The 17,317-nt window shown below is 71.3% G+C and carries 18 protein-coding genes and 9 pseudogenes; 10 read left to right on the plus strand and 17 right to left on the minus strand.

Translation table 11 applies throughout. The annotated features are described in order from the left end of the window. Positions 1-38 precede the first annotated feature (38 nt). Positions 39-653, plus strand: a complete 615-nt coding sequence (locus LP418_RS15430; protein WP_257952735.1) for a M4 family metallopeptidase — start codon at positions 39-41, stop codon at positions 651-653. A gap of 17 nt (positions 654-670) precedes the next feature. After that, positions 671-964 (plus strand): annotated as a pseudogene (locus tag LP418_RS15435) (M4 family metallopeptidase); the annotation flags it as partial. A gap of 385 nt (positions 965-1,349) precedes the next feature. On the opposite strand, the gene LP418_RS15440 reads toward LP418_RS15435, so the two are convergent. Both LP418_RS15440 and LP418_RS15445 read right to left on the minus strand, forming a co-directional pair. Continuing rightward, the gene (locus tag LP418_RS15440) at positions 1,350-2,039 is read right to left on the minus strand and encodes an aspartate/glutamate racemase family protein (protein ID WP_257952736.1); all 690 of its coding nucleotides are present in this window, start codon (positions 2,037-2,039) and stop codon (positions 1,350-1,352) included. Positions 2,040-2,051: 12 nt separating this feature from the next. Next, positions 2,052-2,798: pseudogene (locus LP418_RS15445) on the minus strand (SDR family NAD(P)-dependent oxidoreductase). 147 nt (positions 2,799-2,945) lie between these two features. Here LP418_RS15445 and LP418_RS15450 point away from each other — a divergent pair. The 6 genes and pseudogenes from LP418_RS15450 to LP418_RS15470 all read left to right on the plus strand — a co-directional run bounded on the left by LP418_RS15450 (position 2,946) and on the right by LP418_RS15470 (position 8,161). Then, positions 2,946-3,818 carry a ribonuclease HI family protein gene (locus LP418_RS15450; RefSeq protein ID WP_257952737.1) on the plus strand — a complete coding sequence of 291 codons (873 nt, stop codon included), beginning with the start codon at positions 2,946-2,948 and terminating at the stop codon, positions 3,816-3,818. Positions 3,819-4,270: 452 nt separating this feature from the next. Beyond that, positions 4,271-4,777, plus strand: a pseudogene (locus LP418_RS33570) (AMP-binding protein); the annotation flags it as partial. A 115-nt stretch (positions 4,778-4,892) separates the two neighbouring features. Next, positions 4,893-6,380 (plus strand): acyltransferase family protein, encoded by a 1,488-nt coding sequence (locus LP418_RS15460; protein ID WP_257952739.1) that lies wholly within the window; start codon positions 4,893-4,895, stop codon positions 6,378-6,380. Positions 6,381-6,419: 39 nt separating this feature from the next. Next, complete coding sequence (locus tag LP418_RS15465; RefSeq protein ID WP_336275731.1) at positions 6,420-7,268, plus strand: glycosyltransferase; 849 nt, start codon at positions 6,420-6,422, stop codon at positions 7,266-7,268. Between the two features lie 140 nt (positions 7,269-7,408). Continuing rightward, positions 7,409-7,645 (plus strand): glycosyltransferase, encoded by a 237-nt coding sequence (locus LP418_RS30970; RefSeq protein ID WP_336275732.1) that lies wholly within the window; start codon positions 7,409-7,411, stop codon positions 7,643-7,645. A 12-nt stretch (positions 7,646-7,657) separates the two neighbouring features. Beyond that, the gene (locus tag LP418_RS15470) at positions 7,658-8,161 is read left to right on the plus strand and encodes a YbjN domain-containing protein (protein ID WP_257952740.1); all 504 of its coding nucleotides are present in this window, start codon (positions 7,658-7,660) and stop codon (positions 8,159-8,161) included. 85 nt (positions 8,162-8,246) lie between these two features. Here LP418_RS15470 and LP418_RS15475 read toward each other — a convergent pair. The 10 genes and pseudogenes from LP418_RS15475 to LP418_RS15515 all read right to left on the minus strand — a co-directional run. After that, positions 8,247-8,426, minus strand: a pseudogene (locus LP418_RS15475) (DUF1304 family protein); the annotation flags it as partial. A 25-nt stretch (positions 8,427-8,451) separates the two neighbouring features. After that, a pseudogene (locus LP418_RS33575) lies at positions 8,452-8,601 on the minus strand (DUF1304 family protein); the annotation flags it as partial. Between the two features lie 20 nt (positions 8,602-8,621). After that, entirely contained in the window at positions 8,622-8,945 is a 324-nt protein-coding gene (locus LP418_RS15480) for a DMT family transporter (protein ID WP_257952741.1), read from the minus strand. Positions 8,946-9,017: 72 nt separating this feature from the next. Then, positions 9,018-9,566, minus strand: a complete 549-nt coding sequence (locus LP418_RS15485; protein ID WP_257952742.1) for a hypothetical protein — start codon at positions 9,564-9,566, stop codon at positions 9,018-9,020. A gap of 67 nt (positions 9,567-9,633) precedes the next feature. Beyond that, positions 9,634-10,310, minus strand: a pseudogene (locus tag LP418_RS15490) (response regulator). A gap of 66 nt (positions 10,311-10,376) precedes the next feature. After that, positions 10,377-10,574, minus strand: a complete 198-nt coding sequence (locus LP418_RS15495; RefSeq protein ID WP_257957264.1) for a hypothetical protein — start codon at positions 10,572-10,574, stop codon at positions 10,377-10,379. After that, positions 10,575-10,772: pseudogene (locus tag LP418_RS15500) on the minus strand (ATP-binding protein); the annotation flags it as partial. Between the two features lie 275 nt (positions 10,773-11,047). Further along, positions 11,048-11,230: pseudogene (locus LP418_RS15505) on the minus strand (histidine kinase dimerization/phospho-acceptor domain-containing protein); the annotation flags it as partial. After that, complete coding sequence (locus tag LP418_RS15510; protein WP_257952743.1) at positions 11,172-11,372, minus strand: hypothetical protein; 201 nt, start codon at positions 11,370-11,372, stop codon at positions 11,172-11,174. The pseudogene LP418_RS15505 and the gene LP418_RS15510, both read right to left, overlap by 59 nt. Then, complete coding sequence (locus tag LP418_RS15515; protein WP_257952744.1) at positions 11,359-11,499, minus strand: hypothetical protein; 141 nt, start codon at positions 11,497-11,499, stop codon at positions 11,359-11,361. Before LP418_RS15515 ends, LP418_RS15510 begins: the two co-directional genes overlap by 14 nt. A gap of 247 nt (positions 11,500-11,746) precedes the next feature. On the opposite strand from LP418_RS15515, the pseudogene phoU reads away from it, so the two are divergent. Continuing rightward, positions 11,747-12,404: pseudogene (gene phoU / locus LP418_RS15520) on the plus strand (phosphate signaling complex protein PhoU). A 3-nt stretch (positions 12,405-12,407) separates the two neighbouring features. Here the strand turns inward: phoU and LP418_RS15530 are convergent. The 5 genes from LP418_RS15530 to LP418_RS15550 form a co-directional block, all read right to left on the minus strand. Continuing rightward, positions 12,408-12,899, minus strand: a complete 492-nt coding sequence (locus LP418_RS15530; protein ID WP_257952747.1) for a WD40 repeat domain-containing protein — start codon at positions 12,897-12,899, stop codon at positions 12,408-12,410. Beyond that, positions 12,896-13,630 carry a hypothetical protein gene (locus LP418_RS15535; RefSeq protein ID WP_257952748.1) on the minus strand — a complete coding sequence of 245 codons (735 nt, stop codon included), beginning with the start codon at positions 13,628-13,630 and terminating at the stop codon, positions 12,896-12,898. The genes LP418_RS15530 and LP418_RS15535 overlap by 4 nt, the downstream gene beginning before the upstream one ends. A gap of 31 nt (positions 13,631-13,661) precedes the next feature. Further along, positions 13,662-14,369, minus strand: coding sequence for a WD40 repeat domain-containing protein (locus tag LP418_RS15540; RefSeq protein WP_257952749.1), 708 nt, complete (start codon positions 14,367-14,369; stop codon positions 13,662-13,664). 4 nt (positions 14,370-14,373) lie between these two features. Beyond that, positions 14,374-14,706 carry a hypothetical protein gene (locus LP418_RS15545; protein WP_257952750.1) on the minus strand — a complete coding sequence of 111 codons (333 nt, stop codon included), beginning with the start codon at positions 14,704-14,706 and terminating at the stop codon, positions 14,374-14,376. Between the two features lie 275 nt (positions 14,707-14,981). Further along, positions 14,982-16,706 carry an nSTAND1 domain-containing NTPase gene (locus LP418_RS15550; protein WP_257952751.1) on the minus strand — a complete coding sequence of 575 codons (1,725 nt, stop codon included), beginning with the start codon at positions 16,704-16,706 and terminating at the stop codon, positions 14,982-14,984. A gap of 152 nt (positions 16,707-16,858) precedes the next feature. On the opposite strand from LP418_RS15550, the gene LP418_RS15555 reads away from it, so the two are divergent. After that, positions 16,859-17,191: a hypothetical protein gene (locus LP418_RS15555; protein WP_257952752.1), complete on the plus strand. Its 333-nt coding sequence runs from the start codon at positions 16,859-16,861 to the stop codon at positions 17,189-17,191. The last annotated feature ends 126 nt before the right edge of the window (positions 17,192-17,317 follow it).

Genomic DNA, 17,317 nt, shown 5'->3' on the forward strand with positions numbered 1-17,317 from the left:
GCCCTTGCGTTGTCGGAGCCAACGGGTAGACCTAGTACATGGACATCTCTCGGGACACCTGCACCTTCATCCCGCCCCGGCTCCTCGAGCGCATCGGCGCCGCCGACGCCCTTGCCCTCGACGAGCAGCTTCGCGTACGCCGCAGCGCCCGCGCCGCAGGGGCGCGCACCACCGCGGCGCGCGCTGTCGACGTGCCGGCGTGGACCGTCCACGACGCCGACAACGCGACGACGCTCCCCGGCCGACCGGTGCGCGCGGCCGGCCAGCCGGCCACCGGCGACGTCACGGTCGACGAGGCCGCGGACGGGATCGAGGCCACGCTCGCGATGTTCGCCGAGGCGTTCGCCCGCGACTCCTACGACGGGGCCGGCGCGCCGGTCAGCATCACCGTCCACTACGGCAAGGACTACGACAACGCCTTCTGGGACGGCACCCAGCTGGTGTTCGGCGACGGTGACGGCACGGTGTTCGAGCGGTTCACCGGGAGCGCCGACGTGCTGGCGCACGAGTTCGGGCACGCGGTCACCGAGCACACCGCCGCCCTCGTCTACCGCGACCAGCCCGGTGCGCTCAACGAGTCGGTCTCGGACGTGTTCGCGGCCTGCTTCAAGCAGCACCGGCCGGCGAGACCGCGGCCGAGGGCGACTGGCTGATCGGCGAGGACATCTTCGTGGAGGCCATCAACGCCCGGGCCCTGCGCGACATGGCCGCCCCCGGCACCGCCTACGACGACCCCACCCTCGGCGCCGACCCGCAGGTCGGCCACATGGACGACTACATCCGCACCAGCGACGACAACGGCGGGGTGCACCTCAACTCCGGCATCCCCAACCGCGCCTTCCAGCTCGCAGCCACCGCAATCGGCGGCACGAGTCTCCGGGGCGCCGGCCAGATCTGGTACGCCGCACTCACCTCCGGCAATCTCACGCCGACCACCGACTTCGCGGCGTTCGCGGCGGCCACCATCGACGCGGCGGGCGAACACGCCGGCGCCGTCACCGGAGCGTGGCAGCAGGTGGGTGTGGAGCAGGGTTCGGCGCCGCGGCCGGGCCCCGTCGAGGCGGGCGTCGAGGGCGTGGTCCGGGTCAAGCGCTCGGGAGGTTTCGCAGGCCGGACCGAGGAGGGCGTGGTCTCGCTCGACGACGCCGATGACGGCGTGCGGGCCCTCGTGGAGCGCATCGATCTCGACGCGGCGGCGGCCGGCGCTGCGGCGTACAGGCAGATGCCCGACATGTACGTCTACACGTTCCAGGGTCGCCGACGGCGACCCGGTCACGCTCCCGGAGCAGGCGTTGTCGGGCGACCTGCACGAGCTGGCGGCGACGGTGCTGCGCAGCGACCGCTGAGGATCAGGCGAGAGCCTTGTCGATCGCGGCCTGCACGTGCAGCGTCGTGCAGGGGATCGCGGGCAGCTCGATGTCGGCCCGGCGGATCAGCAGCTCCAGCTCGGTGCAGCCCAGCAGGATCGCGCCGGCGCCGGCGTCCCACAGCTCCTCGGTGATCGCGACGACCCGGCGGCGGGTGGCGTCGACGACGTTGCCGTGGACGAGCTCGTCGTAGATCGCGTCGTTGAGGGTGTCGTGGTGCTTCGCGTCGGGCACCAGCACGGTGACGCCGTGGGCGGCGAGCCGGTCGACGAAGAAGGAGTCCTCCATGGCGACCTTGGTGCCGATCAGGCCGACGGTCGAGTGGCCGCCCTGCTTGCACGCCTCGGCGACGACGTCACCGAGGTGCAGCAGCGGGATGTCCACGGCGTCGGAGACGGCGTCGGCGACCTTGTGGAACGTCGTCGTGCACAGCAGCAGGAAGTCGGCGCCGGCGCGCTCGACGCCGCGGCCGGCCTCGGCCAGCAGGTCGCCGATCTGGTCCCAGCGCTCGTTGTCCTCGAGGTCGGTCAGCTCGGCGAAGTCAACGGTGCTCAGCACGACCTTCGGCGAGGAGAGCCCGCCGAGTCGTTCCTGCACGCCGAGGTTGAGGTCGCGGTAGTAGACGAGGCTGGATTCCCAGCTCATGCCGCCGATGAGTCCGATGGTCTGCACGGTCGCAGTCTTTCAGACCCGGTGCACCTTGTGGGGTGCTGCCTGCGCGACGGGCTTGATCACCAGCTCGTCGATGTTGACGTGGGCGGGCAGGGTCGCGATCCACCGCACCGCCTCGGCGACGTCCTCGGCGACCAGCGGCTCGGCCACGCCGGCATAGACCTTGTCCGCTGCGGCCCGGTCGCCGCCGAAGCGGACCGGGGGCAGAACTCGTCGGTGCGCACCATGCCCGGCGCCACCTCCGAGACCCGGATCGGTTCGCCGTTCAGCTCGAGCCGCAGCGTCTCGGTGACGGCTCGGGTGGCGTGCTTCGCGGCCGTGTAGCCACCACCGTTCTCGTAGGTCCGGCGCCCGGCGATCGAGCCCATGTTGACGATCAGGCCGGCGCCGCTGGCGCGCAGCGCGGGGGGAGCAGCGCCCGGGTGACCCGCACCGGGCCCACCACGTTGACGTCGTACATCGCCGCCAGCTGCCCGGGATCGGCCGACTCGATCGAGTCCGCCCCGAACGCGCCGCCGGCGTTGTTGACCAGCACGTGCACGACGTCGAGCGCGGCCGCGAACGCGGTGACCGACTCCGCGTCGGTCACGTCCGGGGGCGATGGCGACACCGCCGATCTCTCTCGCCAGAGCCTCGATCCGGTCCGTACGGCGAGCGGCGCACACCACCCGGAAGCCCGCGCTCGCCGGGGGCGCACGCGGTGGCCGCCCCGATCCCGCTGGAGGCTCCGGTGACGACGGCGATCTTCTGGTCGGTCATGTGGTCCATTCTGACGCCTTGGTTTCGACACGTTCGGCGCCGGGGGCGCCTCTCTGCTCAACCAGCGGCGGCGTCCCGCTGATTGAGCAGGCGCGCCAGCGCCGTGTCGAAATCAAGGGACCGGACGAGCCCTGATTGGATGCACCCGTGATCATCGCGGCGGCAGACGGCTCGGCACTCGGCAACCCAGGACCAGCGGGGTGGGCGTGGTACGTCGACGACACGTGCTGGGCCTCGGGCGGCTGGCCCCACGGCACCAACAACATGGGCGAGCTGATGGCCGTCCTCGACCTGCTCCAGCAGACCGCGCACCTCGACGACGACCTGCTCGTCTACTGCGACAGCACCTACGTCATCAACGCCATCACCAAGTGGATGGCCGGCTGGAAGCGCAAGGGCTGGAAGACCGGGGGCGGCCAGCCGGTGAAGAACGTCGAGCTGATGAAGGCCCTCGATGCGGCGATGCGCCCCAACGTGAAGTTCGAGTGGGTCAAGGGCCACTCCGGACACGTGCTCAACGAGGCGGCCGACGTGCGGGCCAACGCCGCCGCTGCGGCGTACCAGAGGGGCGCCGTGGCCGACCCGGGCCCGGGCTTCGTCGGCAGCAGCACCGCCCACCCGGCAGCCACGGTCGGGCAGGTCGAGGAGGAGCCCGACCTGTTCTCCGACCTCGAGGCGCCCATGACCGACGAGGAGCAGGTCGTCGCCCTCGAGCGGTCGATGCTCACCGACGAGGTGCGCGGCGATCCCGCGACGATGGCCGCGCTGCTGCACCCGCAGTGGTCGGAGATCGGTGCCTCGGGTCGCCTGTGGACCCGCGAGGACACCCCGGCCGAGGTCGGCCCGCTGGACGAGCCCGTCTCCCTCGACGTCATCTCCGTCTCCAAGGTCGCCCCCGACCTGATCCTGCTCGTCTGGCGCGCGTCCTCCGACGACGGCACCCGGCTGCGCAGCACGCTGTGGCAGCGCACCGGCGGCCAGTGGCAGGCACGTTTCCACCGGGGCACGCCCGAAGCGTGACCTTCACCATGTGGCGAAGGTAAGGCTTACCTACTAAAGTTCGCGGGTGACCACCACCCCGCACCTCGGACGCGCCGCCCGGCCGCTCGAGACCCACCTCGCCTCGTTCGGCGAGCGCGTGGCCCTGCGCGCGGGTGCCCAGACCCTGTCGTACGCCGACCTCGCCGGTCGCGTCCGCGACGTCGCCGATGCCTATGCCGGCGAGCGGCGGCTGGTGCTGCAGACGCCGGGGCAGGACGTCGACTCGGTCGTGGAATACCTCGGCGCCCTCGCGGCCGACCGTGTCGTGATCGTGGCCGGTTCGCACGCCGACGCGCTCATCGACGCCCGGGACCCGGACGTCGTCGTCGGCGCGCACCGGACCTTCCGTCGGGACGTGTCTGCCCACGAGCTGCACCCCCGACCTCGCCCTCCTGCTCTCGACGAGCGGCACCACCGGCTCGCCCAAGCTGGTGCGACTCGGTCTCGACGGCCTGCTCGCCAACGCGGTCGCCATCGCCGCGTCGCTCTCGATCCGGTCCGACGACGTCGCCGCGACCACACTGCCGATGCACTACTGCTACGGCCTGTCCGTGCTTCACAGCCACCTGCTCGCCGGTGCGAGCCTGCTGCTCACCGACGACTCGGTCCTCGACGAGAGCTTCTGGAGCGACGTCGCGACCCACGGCGTCACCACGATCCCGGGCGTCCCGCACACCTTCGACCTGCTGGAGCGCAGTCGTTTCGCGGATCGCTCGACCCCGACGCTGCGCACGCTGACGCAGGCCGGTGGCCGGATGGCCCCCGAGCGGGTCCGGCGGTTCGCCGAGCTCGGCCAGCGCCGCGGCTTCGACCTCTTCGTCATGTACGGCGCCACGGAGGCCACGGCACGCATGAGCGTGCTGCCCTCCGACCTCGCGCTGGCGGCGCCGACCTCGATCGGCCGGCCGCTGGCGAGCACCACCTTCCGCCCGGACGAGGTCAACGACGAGGGCGTCGGCGAGCTCGTCTTCACCGGACCCAACGTGATGCTCGGCTATGCCACCTCGCCCGCCGACCTCGCACTGGGCAGGACCGTCGCCGAGCTTCGCACCGGTGACCCGGCTCGCGAGCTCCCCCGACGGGCTGTGGGAGGTCGTCGGCCGGTGCAACCGGCTCGCCAAGGTCTGCGGGCTCCGCATCGACCTCGACCACGTCGAGCGCACGCTGTGCGACCGGGGGTTCGTCGTCGCGGCCGCCGATGGCGGGGACCGCCTCGTCATCGGCATCGCGGACGGCGCCCGACCCGTCGCCGTACACACCCTGCTCGGCATCGCCACCGAGGTGACCGGCGTGCCCGCCGCGCTGATCGACGTCGTGGTGCTGCCCGACCTGCCGCGGCTGGACAACGGGAAGGTCGACTACTCCTCGCTGGTTCAAGCGAGCCTTGGTTTCGACACGTTCGGCGCTGGCGCGCCTCACTGCTCAACCAGCGGAGACGGCGTTTCGCCGGCCGACGTCACCGCGCTATTCGCGACGGTGCTCGCCCGCCCGGACGCCCAGCCGACGCATTCCTTCGTCGACCCGGGTGGCGACTCGCTGTCCTACGTCGAGGCCTCGCTCCGCCTCGAGCGGCTTCTCGGCGAGCTGCCCCCGGGTTGGCACGCGCGGTCCGCGGCGGCCCTCGCGGACTCGGCCGGTGAGCCGAAGTGGGGCCGCGCTGTCGAGACCAACGTCGTGCTGCGGGCGCTGGCGATCTTCACGATCGTGGCGTCGCACGCCAACCTCTTCGTGCTGATGGGCGGCGCGCACGTGCTGCTCGCGGTCGTCGGCTTCAACCTCGGTCGCTTCCAGCTCGGCGACCAGCCGCGCGGGCAACGGGTTCGCGGCATGCTGCGAGGGGTGGCCCGCGTGGTCGTGCCGTCGGTGCTGGTGATCGGCACCATCGCCTCGGTCACCACCGAGATCACCCGGAAGCAGGCGCTGCTCGTCACGTCGTTCACGGAGTGGAGCTGGTCCGAGCCGAGGTGGAGCTACTGGTTCATCGAGGCGCTCGCGCTCTCCACCCTGCTGCTGGCCGCGCTGCTCGCCATCCCGGCCGTCGACCGCGCGTCACGCCGGTGGCCGTTCGCCCTGCCCGTCGCGCTCACGATCGCGCTGACGCCCGGTCGTTTCGACCTGTTCGGCATCCCCGGCGACCACGTGCACCGGCTCAACGGCATGTTCTGGCTGGTCACGCTCGGCTGGGCGATCTCGCAGGCCCGCACGGCCCGACAACGCCTCGTCGTGAGCGCCCTGACGCTCTGGCTGGCGCCGGGCTTCTTCATCGTCGGCGGGCCGCTGCGGCCGGCCTACCTCGTCGTCGGGCTGCTCGCGTTGATCTGGCTGCCGCAGGTCCGGTTGCCGTCCCTCGCGGCGTCGCTCATCGGCGTGCTCGCCGCGTCGTCGCTGTGGATCTACCTCCTGCACTGGCGGGTCTACCCCGCCTTCGAGGTGTCCTCGCCGGTGCTCGCGACCGTGCTGTCGCTGGCGGTCGGGGTGGCGGCGGCCGAGGGCGTACGCCGAGTGGGCAACCGCCTGCAGGACCGCCTCGGGAATCGCTGACGCCGCACGCGTGTTCAACCCCGCGTGGACCGCGTAGCGATGATCAGCCTGCACACCTCCCCGCTGGACCAGCCGGGGATCGGTGACGCGGGCGGCATGAACGTCTACGTCGTCGAGCTCTCCCGCCGGCTCGCCGCGCAGGGCATCGCCGTCGACGTCTTCACGCGCGCCACGTCCTCCCAGCTGCCGCCCGTCGTCGAGGCCTTCGACGGCGTCCACGTGCGCCACATCGCGGCCGGCCCCTTCGAGGGCCTGACCAAGGGCGAGCTGCCCGGGCAGCTGTGTGCGTTCGCCCGCGAGGTGCTGCGTGCCGAGGCCAGCCAGCCGCTCGGCCACTACGACGTGGTGCACTCGCACTACTGGCTCTCGGGTCAGGTCGGCGCGCTCGCGCGCGACCGCTGGGGCGTGCCGCTCGTGCACTCGATGCACACCATGGCCAAGGTCAAGAACGAGGCGCTCGCCGTCGGCGACACCCCCCGAGCCGCTCGCGCGGTCATCGGCGAGGAGCAGGTCGTCGAGGCGTCGGACCTGCTGATCGCCAACACCGACCTCGAGGCCAAGCAGCTGATGAACCTCTACGGCGCCGACCCCGACCGGGTCGAGGTCGTGCACCCGGGCGTCGACCTGTCGGTCTTCAAGCCCCCGGACAAGAGGGTCGTACGCCGCCAGCTCGGACTGCCCGAGGACGCGATCGTGCTGATGTTCGCCGGTCGCATCCAGCCGCTCAAGGCCCCCGACGTGCTCCTGCGCGCGGTCAGCGTGCTGCTCGACCGCGACCCGTCGCTGCGCTCGCGACTCGTCGTACCCATCGTCGGCGGCCCGTCCGGCAGTGGCCTCGAGCACCCGGAGTCCCCTGGCCCAGCTGGCCGACGAGCTCGAGCTGAATGACGTGGTCCGCTTCGTGCCGCCGGTCGCCCAGCCGGAGCTGGCGCGCTGGTGCGCTGCCGCGACCGCGGTCGCCGTACCGTCCTACAACGAGTCGTTCGGCCCGGTCGCCGCCGAGGCCCAGGGCCACCGGCACCCCCGTCGTGGCCGCCGCGGTCGGCGGGCTGACCACCGTCGTCGCCGACGGGACCAGCGGCCTGCTGGTCGACTCGCACGACGCCCACGACTGGGCCAACGCGCTGCGCCGGCTGATCGACGATCCGGCGCTGACCGCCCGGCTCGGCGAGGGTGCGCTGCGGCACGCCCACGACTTCTCCCCGGGAGAAGACCGCGGAGCGCACGCTCGCGGCCTACCGCGACGCCCGCACACTGATGCGTGATGAGATGTCGGTGTGACTGCACCTGACGTGATCCGTGGCTATCTCGACGCCAACGAGATCGCCTACGAATCGCTCAGTGACACCTCCTTCTCGCTCACGCTGCCCGGTGAGAAGAAGCTGCAGACCCCGGTCCGGCTCGACGTCGGGGAGCATGCCCTCGGGGTGCACGCCTTCGTGTGCCGCAACCCCGACGAGAACCACGATCGCGTCTACCGCTGGCTCCTCGAGCGCAACCTGAGGATGTACGCCGTCGCGTTCGCCGTCGACCACGCGGGCGACATCTACCTCGATGCCCGCCTGCCGCTCTCCTCGGTGAACGACGGCGAGCTCGACCGGATCCTCGGCTCCGTGCTTGCGCACGCCGACGAGTCGTTCAACGCCATCCTCGAGCTCGGCTTCGCCAGCTCGATCCGCAAGGAGTGGGAGTGGCGGATCTCCCGCGGGGAGTCGACGGCCAACCTCGAGGCGTTCCGGGGCTGGCTCGAGGCCGGCACCGACCCCTCCCCTTCCATGTAACCGGCGTTTACCCGGACTGAACGGCCCACGCAACGGCCGGTCAGTTCAGGGTAAACGCCGGTTACATTTGTACGGCGACGAGCGCTCACCCCGCGAGCAGCACCGCGGCGAGGGCCAGCACGGCCGGCACCGCCCGGACGAAGAGGATCTTGCGGCTGACCGTCGCGGCGCCGTACAGACCCGCGACGATCACGCAGCCGAGGAAGAAGACCTTGAAGGCGAGGTTGTCGTCGACCGGGCCCCACACGAGCCCGGCGACCGGGAAGCCGTTGTAGAGGCCCCCGGTTGGCGGCCAGCGACTTCGTCTCCTCCGCGAAGGCGGGAGTCAGCCCGAACGCCGCGCGGCCTGCCGGCTTGGTCCACAGGAACATCTCGAGCACGAGGAAGTAGGCGTGCAGCGCGGCGACGACACCGACGAGGAAGTTGGCGACCAGAGTCATGTCCGCAGCATGGCAGGTCGTCAGGCCTTCGGGGCGGACTTCCGGCGCGTGAGCAGCACGCCGGCGATGCACAGCCCGCCGCCGAGGAACGCCAGCGCCGGCGGCACCTCGTCGAGCAGGAACCACGCCATCAGCGCGGTGATGAACGGGACGAGGAAGGTCGACTGCGCGAACTTGCCGGCGTCGGCGTGGCTGAGCGCGAACGCCCGGGTGGTGAAGGCGATCGCGCTCGGGGAAGACGCCGAGGTAGAGGATCCACCACAGCGTGTCGGCGCTGGCGTCGCCGAGCACGCTGACCGTCTGGCCGGCCCACGGCAGACAGACGACGGCGCCCACGACGGCATACCAGAACGTCAGGTCGAGGGCGCGCATGTGCGGCAGCAGCTTCTTCTGGGTCAGTACGCCGACCGCGAAGGTCAGTGCCGCGACCACCGAGAGCAGCACGCCGACCATGTCGCCGCTGTCACCCCGGGAGGACGCGCGGCCGATGATGACCACGCCGGAGAAGCCGACGCCCATGCCGATGAGCAGCCACTTCGAGAGCCGCTCGCCGAGGAAGAACGTCGCGAGCAGCGCGACCGGGGAGCGGACCGATCTGCACGATCAGCGCCGCCGTGGCCGCGTCGATGCGCCGCTCGGACTCGTTGAGGGCGAGGTTGTAGACGCCGAACCAGCTCGCCCCACCGGCGACGATCAGCGGCCACTCGCGCCTCGTCGGGGAGCCGGGGCAGCCGGCCCTTCATCAGCGCCAGCAGGGCGAGCGCCATCACCAGCAGCCGGCTCAGCGAGAGCGCGCCCGGGGGCACGGACTCGCCGAGGTGCCGGATCCCGACGAAGGCGCTGGCCCAGAGCACGAGGGTGGTCGCGACGGCGGCCAGCGCGGCAGCCGGGCCTTGGGCGCCACCACGGTCGGCGTCTCGACGGGTTGGGTCGGCGTCGTGCCGGGCGTCGTTGTCACGAGTCAAGGCTACGGACGACCATGACGGTGCGCGAGCGGATTCCGGACAGGGAACCCCGACTTCCCGCCGACGGTCAGAGGTCGAGCTTGTAGCCCAACCCACGCACCGTCACGAGGTACTTCGGCTCGCCCGGGTCGGGCTCGAGCTTCGCGCGCAGGCGCTTGACGTGTACGTCGAGGGTCTTGGTGTCGCCGACGTAGTCGGAGCCCCACACGCGGTCGATGAGCTGGCCGCGCGTGAGCACCCGGCCGGGGTTGCGCAGGAACATCTCCAGCAGCTCGAACTCCTTGAGCGGCAGGCGCTGCTCGGAGCCGTCGACGGTGACGACGTGGCGCTCGACGTCCATGCGCACCGGTCCGGCCTCGAGGGTGTCGGGCAGCAGGTCGGGCTCTCGGCCGCGGCGCAGCACGGCGCGGATGCGGGCGACGAGCTCGCGGGGGAGTAGGGCTTGGTGACGTAGTCGTCGGCGCCGAGCTCGAGGCCCACCACCTTGTCGACCTCGTCGTCCTTCGCGCTGACCATGATCACCGGGACGCTGGACGTCTGACGGATCTGGCGGCAGACCTCCGTGCCCGGCAGGCCGGGCAGCATCAGGTCCAGCAGCACGATGTCGGCGCCGTTGCGCTCGAACTCTGCGATGGCGGAGTTGCCGTCGGCGGCGATCGCCACCTCGTAGCCCTCCTTGCGGAGCATGTAGGCGAGCGCGTCGCTGTAGCTCTCTTCGTCCTCGACGACGAGTACCCGGGTCATGCGGGGTCCCCGTCGCGTTGTTCGCTGGAGGAGCGAAGCGGGGAATCGGACAACGCGGTGGGGTGCTCACCGGCGTACCTCCTGCTGTTCCGTGTTGGCGCCGCTGTCGGCGTCGTGGTGTCTGGCTCTGGGGGTGGGATCGGGTGTACGGCGCGGGGGCACGACCATCGCCACCGGCCCCGACGGTCCGTCGTGATGGTGCGGGTTGAGCGGCAGGGTCAACGTGAACGTCGAGCCCTGCCCCTCGACGGACCACACGCTCACGTCGCCGCCATGGGTGGCCGCGACGTGCTTGACGATGGACAGGCCGAGACCGGTGCCGCCGGTGGAGCGGTGGCGCGCCGGGTCGACGCGGTAGAACCGCTCGAAGATGCGGTCGATCTCGCGGGCCGGGATGCCGATGCCCCGGTCGACGACCGATATCTGCGCGGTGTCGCCCAGCGACTTGGTGCTGACCAGCACCCGCGATCCCCGTCGGAGTAGGCCACGGCGTTGGCGACGAGGTTGCTCACCGCGGCGCTGATCTGGTCGAGGGAGCCGAACACCTCGAGCTCGTTGTCGCCCGTGGTGACCGGGGTAATGCCCTTGGCGCCCGCGTCGATGGTGCTGGTGTCGACGGCGGCGGCGACCACGTCGTCCGGGGACACCGGGACCGGCGCCTCGAGCGGGTCGTCGCCCCGGAGGCGGGAGAGCTCGATGATCTGCTGGACGAGCTTGGTCAGCCGGTCGCTCTCCGTCAGCATCCGCTTGGCAAACCGCTCGACTGCCTCGGGGTCGTCCGCGGCCTCGGTGACTGCCTCTGCGAGCAGGCGGATCGCGCCGACCGGCGTCTTCAGCTCGTGGCTGACGTTGGCGACGAAGTCACGGCGTACGGCCTCGACCCGACGCTCGCGCGTGCGGTCCTCGACCAGCGCCAGCACCGGGCGCGAGCCCAGCGGTGCAACGCGTGCGATGACCGTGCGCGCGGACGAGCTGTCGGTGCCCGTGGTGCAGCTCGGTCTCGCGGATCTGGCCGTCGCGGCGCACCTGTCGGATCAGGGCCGACAGGTCAGGGACGAGCACCTCGTTGCCGCGGACCGGAGCCGAGCGCGTAGGCCGGCGCGGAGGCCTTCAGGACGTGGTCCTCGGCGTCGACGACGACCGCGCTGGAGCGCAGCACCGAGAGCACCGCGGCGACGCCCGGGGGCACCAGCGGCTCCTCGACATGGGGCAGGCGGGACTGCTGGCGATCGCTGATGTGCCAGGGCGAGCACGCTGCCGCCGGCGACGATTGCTCCGATGACGGCCGCGAGCGCTGCCTGCGTCGTCGGGTCCACACGCTGATCGTACGCATCCTGACACGTCGAATTCGCCGTGTGGACGTCGAGCGCCCACTGTTCACGCCCAGTTCACCGAAGACGGTCCGGGTCGGTTGTGGCTCGCCTTAGGCTTCGTCCATGCGCGAAGCCTTCCATGACCAGCTCGATTCGATCTTCGTCGACCTCGCCGCCATGTGTGGACAGGTGGAGACCGCAGTCAACCGGGCCACGGCGTCCCTGCTCACCGGTGACGCGGCGATCGCCGAAGAGGTGATCAGCGCCGACCGGGCCATCGACGCAGTCCGCGAGAAGGTCGAGGACAACGCGTTCGCGCTGCTCTCCCTCCAGCAGCCGGTGGCCGGCGACCTGCGCGTCGTCGTCTCCGCTCTCCGGATGGTCAGCGAGCTGGAACGGATGGGCGACCTCTCGGTCCACGTCGCCAAGATCGCGCGCCTGCGGGTGCCGAACATCGCCGTACCCGAGTCGATCCGCGACACCATGGTGAAGATGGCCGAGACCGCCGAGGACATGGTCAGCCGGGTCAAGTCGATCATCGCCGACCGCGACGTCGAGGCCCGCGATCGCGCTCGGTCGCGACGACGAGATCATGGACCAGCTGCGTCGCAAGAGCTTCGCCGAGCTGCTGGGTGACGACTGGGAGCACGGTGTCGAGGCGGCCGTCGACATCGCGCTGCTCGGCCGCTACTACGAGCGGATCGCCGACCACGCCGTGTCCGTCGCCAACCGCGTGATCTTCGTGGTCACCGGCCAGCAGGTCGCACGCAACGACAACTGACGTTCAGGAGTCCTCGCACACCTTTTGGTACGGCAGGTCGCCGAAGGCGTCGGCCCATTCGGTCTCCGTGAGCTCGCGGCCGGCGGCTCGGCAGGCGAAGGCCCCGGCGCGCTCGGGGCTGGGATCCCAGACGTAGAGCGCCGGCTCCGCCGAGTAGATCGGTGACAACAGGATTGTGCCGTCCGGCCTGAACCCGGCCATTGCCGAGCTCGGCACTGGGAGTGAGATCCGCGCCAGTTGCGAGGCCGTCTCGGTGTCCCAGAGCACCACCGATCCGTCCTCGGCGCTCGTCATGAGTCGGGAGCCGTCGGTCGAGAAGGCAATCCCGGAAACATTACCGGGGTGCGCGACGACGAATGGTCGCACCGGGTTGCCGGTCACCGGGTCGATCATCAGGACCTGCCCACCCTCGACCCCGATGACCGCGGCGCGATCCCCGCTGGGCGACATCATTCCCCCGTTTCCGTAGAACCCGAGGTCGCCTTCGCGCGTCACGACGCCCCCGGTCCAGGTCGAGCACGGACCACTTGCTCCCCCGGGACGACCAGAACTGGCCTGCAGGCTCGGGGGAGGTCACGGCGAAAAGCGGTGCGGTTGTCGGGCCCGATCCCTATCGAGATGATCGAGTCGTCGAGCCTGAGCGGGCTCGCCAAGGCCTCGAGGGTTTGGGCGCTCAACAGGGTGACGTCGCCGTTGAGCTGCCCGACCACCACGACCGTGCCGTCGGGGGAGTACGCCACGTCCGCGACCAGTCCATCCATCCGGCGCGTCTGCAGCAGGCGGGCCGAGCGCGTGTCGAACTCGCGAATGGTGTCCCCGTCGGCCCGCAGGAAGGTGGGCTGGTCTGGGCGCCAACTGCCGAGACCGAAGTGGAAGCCCGAGATCGCGTGCCGCGCGATACGGACCCGGCGGCTGGCCACGTCGAGGAACACGTAGGAGTTCGCGAGTGCCGGCGCCACTTCCCCGCAGGGGATGAACATGACCCGGGCGCCGCCGGGCGACACGGTGCCTCCGCAGTTCCCGCTGGGATCCGGTTCGGGCCACGGGAGACGCACAGGGAGGCGGCGGAGGAAACCGCGCTCGCCCGTGACGTCCCAGCGGCGCATCAGGTCGATCTCCTTGTGCCCCTCGACACTCACGACGGTGTGCCCGGTGCTGTGGAGGTCGACGGCCTCGGCCGTCCGGCCACTGAGGGAGAGGTCGGCCAACAGGCTTCCGGTCGCCACCTCCCACACTTGCGCCGGCCGGGGAGCGCCCTCATACGCGGTCAGCAGGCGACTGCCGTCGGCGTTGAACCGCACTGAGCGGACGGATGAAGGCTCCCCTAGGCGGCGCACCTCTTGCAGTGACCGGGTGTCGACCACCGCGGTGCCCCTGGTCGGGGCCGGCCGCGAAGGCCAGCCACCTGCCGTTCGGGCTCAGGTCGATGTATGAGTTCCAGTCAAGCGGCCGGGGGAGGAATGCTGCACGTTCGCCCGTGCGCAGGTCGTGGACCACTCCATCCGGCAACGCATAGAGGCGGCCACCATCCGGGCTCAGTGCGACGTACGGCCTTTTGGTGCTGGACAACTTCAGCAGGTCCAGCTCGCTCGGGCGGTCCAGCCGCCACACGGCCGCCCAGGTGGAGGAGACCTCCGGGGTGTCCTCTCCGTGAACATGCTCCCGCAGCCCCGCCACGATGAAGCGACCGTCCCGGCTGTACGCGATGTCGGTGGCCTGCCAGATCCCCCGGGGCAGTCCGCCCAGCCGCGGGCCCGCCTCCGAGAGGGTCCGTGCGTCAAGGAGGCCGACCGGTCTTCGCGACGACGTCGTCATGGCCACTGCGATCGTCTCGCCATCCGGGCTGAACTCGAGGGACCGCGGGTAGGGATCCTCCCTGTGGGCGCCCGCCGGCTCCTCGGCCAGCACTTCCCCCGTTCGCGCATCGAGGACCTGCACCCGGTGGAAGCCGTCCATGATGGCCACGGTCCTATCGTCCGGGCTGAGGTCCAGGGAACATGTGGTCGTCCATGCCGGAGATTTCCACGGACGAGAGAAGAGTGGAGTTGTTGGAGAGTGCCCGGCCCGGGGCGGTGGTGGACGTGGGCGAGCTGTCCAGCTTCGTGGCGGCAACGGCCAGCAGAAACGACAGGTCGACGTCATCGGTCGCCACGGACATGAGAGCCGCCTGACGGACCGGGGCCGTGAACTCGCCCCGCTCTGCGGCCCGCTTCGAGGCCAGTGCCTGCGCCTCGTTGTCCCCAGCCCGATTGGACTGGACGGCGGCAACACCGCCCGCGAGCAGCGCAAGCACGAGCAGCACGACGGCACCGGTCAGGACGCTGCGCAGGCGCCCGATGAGGCGTGCCTGCTCGCGAGCACGCTCTTCCGCGCTGCGTTCCTCGGTCTCGGCCTGCTGTTGCGAAGCGACCAGGGAAGGCCTGCTCGGTGTCCGTCAGCGTGGTCGAGGAGCCGGCCCGCCAGTCACGGATCCGCGCCAGCCGGACCCCTCGGTAGAGCTCGCTGTCCGGGCGATCCATCGAGTCCCACGCGTCGGCCGCGGTGAAGAGGTGGTGCAGCATCCGCTGGCCCTCGACGTCATCGTCGAGCCACCCCGCGCAGCCGTGGCCAAGCCCGGGCCAGCGCCTCGTGCGTGATCTCCAGGACCCCGTCGTCGCTCGTGACCAGCCGGGCGGCGACCAGCTGCTCGATCAGGTGGTCGCGGTCGCTGTCCGTGGCCACCATCCGGCGGGGCACCCGGCTGCGCACCGGTTCGCCCTGCGGTCCGGGGGCGACGAGCCGCAGCACCGTGTCTCGCAGCGTGTGCCGCTGGTCGACCGCGACCTTCGCGTAGAGCGCCTCCGCCGACTGGGCTACCGCGCCGTGGATCCCACCCGAGGCGCGGTAGCCCGCCACCGTCAGCGTGTTGCCCTCACGCCGGCGCCAGGTCTCGAGGAGCACGTGCGAGAGCAGCGGCAGTGCGCCCGGGTCGTCCTTCACCTCGCGCACCAGCAGGTCGACGAGGCCGGCCTCGATGACGAGCCCGGACTGCCGGGCCGGCGCCTCGATCGCCTCGGCCGGGCCGGCCTCGCCGAGGCCGCCGACGATGTAGAGCCCGCGCTCGACGAGACGGACGAAGTCGCCGTACGCCGAAAGGTCGGCGAGGTGGTCGGCGCGCAATGCGATCACGACGGTGCGTGCCCGGGCCTCCGCCGCCAGCAGGCGCAGGAACTCCTGCCGTTGTGCCGGGTCGTCGCACAGGGAGAAGAGCTCCTCGAACTGGTCGATCAGCAGGGCGGTTCCGGCGGGCGCGCCCGCCATGGCGGTCAGCGCGTCGACGGGCCTCTGGCCCGGCGTGATGGCCACGGCCGGCGTCCCCCGCGAGCGCAGGGCTGCCCCCAGCCCGGCGCGCATCAGGGACGACTTCCCGGAGCCCGAGGGCCCGACGAGCGCCAACAGGCTGGTGCGGCGCAGCGCCTCGAGGCAGGCGTCGACGTCGGCCCGGCGCCCGAAGAAGCGATCGGCGTCGTCGACGTCGAAGGCCCGGAGTCCCCGGTAGGGACAGGTGCTCCGCGACGCCACCGCCGGGCTCCCGGACAGCAGGGACGCGTCTCGGCGCAGGATCGCCCCTTCGAGGGCGATCACGTCGGGGCCCGGGTCCACTCCCAGCTTCGTGGCCAGCACCGACTTGAGCTGGTGGAGTGTCCGGAGGGCCTCGCCCTGCTGGCCGGCTCGGTACTGCGCGTGTGCCTGCAGCACCCAGCGGTGCTCTCGCAGCGGCGCGGCGCGTACGAGGGCCCGGATCTCCGCGAGCACCTCGGAGTGCCGTCCGCTGCGGAGGAGGGCGTCCGCGCGCAGCTCCTCTGCCTCGAGCCGGAGCTCGTGCAACCGGCGCGCCTCGCGCATCGCGGGCGGCCACTCCTCGAGGTCGGAGAACGCCTCGCCGTTCCACAGTCCCAGCGCCTCCGTCAGCTGGTACGCCGCACGGTCGGCCCGGCCGAGGGCGAGCAGCTCGCGCGCCCGGACGACCATCCGCTCGAAGCGTTGCGAGTCGAGCTGGTCGGGTGGGAGTGCCAGCAGGTAGCCGTGCGACGACGTCTCGATGGCATCCGGGCCGAGCGCCTTGCGGAGGCGTACGACGCACCCCTGCAGGATCTTGTGCGCCGACGAGGGTGGGTGCTCGCCCCACAGTGCGTCGATCAGCTCCTCGGAACGGACGGGGTGACCAGCCCGCACCGCCAGCGCCGCCAGGACCACCCGGTCCCGACGGCTCACGTTGCCGACACCCGCCACGAGAAGGGGGCCGAGTACGGCGATACCCACCTCGCCAGAGTCGACCTCCGCGAACCCTCGGTCAATGCCTTTGATACCCGGTCGATACCAGTGCAGTACCGGCGTGGAGCGGGGTTGATACCCGGCGGTGCCAGAACTGAGGGCATCCGGGGCATCCGGCCCCACTCGCCAAGGAGATCCTCATGAACAGCTACTCGCTCAGCTCGGACTCACGCCGCTGGTGGTGGCCGTCGGCAGCCGCGGGCAGCGCAGGGGCCGCCGCCATCGCCGCCATCCTGATCGTGCCGGCCGCCGTGCAGGCGCAGCCGGAGCCGATCGCGCCGGCCGAGCCCGCCTACTCGGTCTACATCGGCGAAGGCGTCGACCGACCGTGCTTCGCCCACCGGTCGACGTGGAACGAGGCCCCGGACGGTCACCAGCCGCGCTGCTACACGCAGACCGGCACGCCTGCCAGCGGGGGCATCGCGGTCGAGCCCACCGCGGACGAGTTCACGCCGCGACCCAACGCGTGGTGAGGCCGGGCGCGGTGTTCTTCGGCCCGGACTGCTCAGCCGAATTTCGTCGCGCCCGTCGCGGCTTCGTTCCTCAGCCGCGGGGCTTGCTCAATCTCCCTGAGCGACGCCGAGAGCTTCGCTCTCGAC

The sequence above is a fragment of the Nocardioides sp. B-3 genome, assembly GCF_024703895.1.
Lineage (GTDB): Bacteria > Actinomycetota > Actinomycetes > Propionibacteriales > Nocardioidaceae > Nocardioides.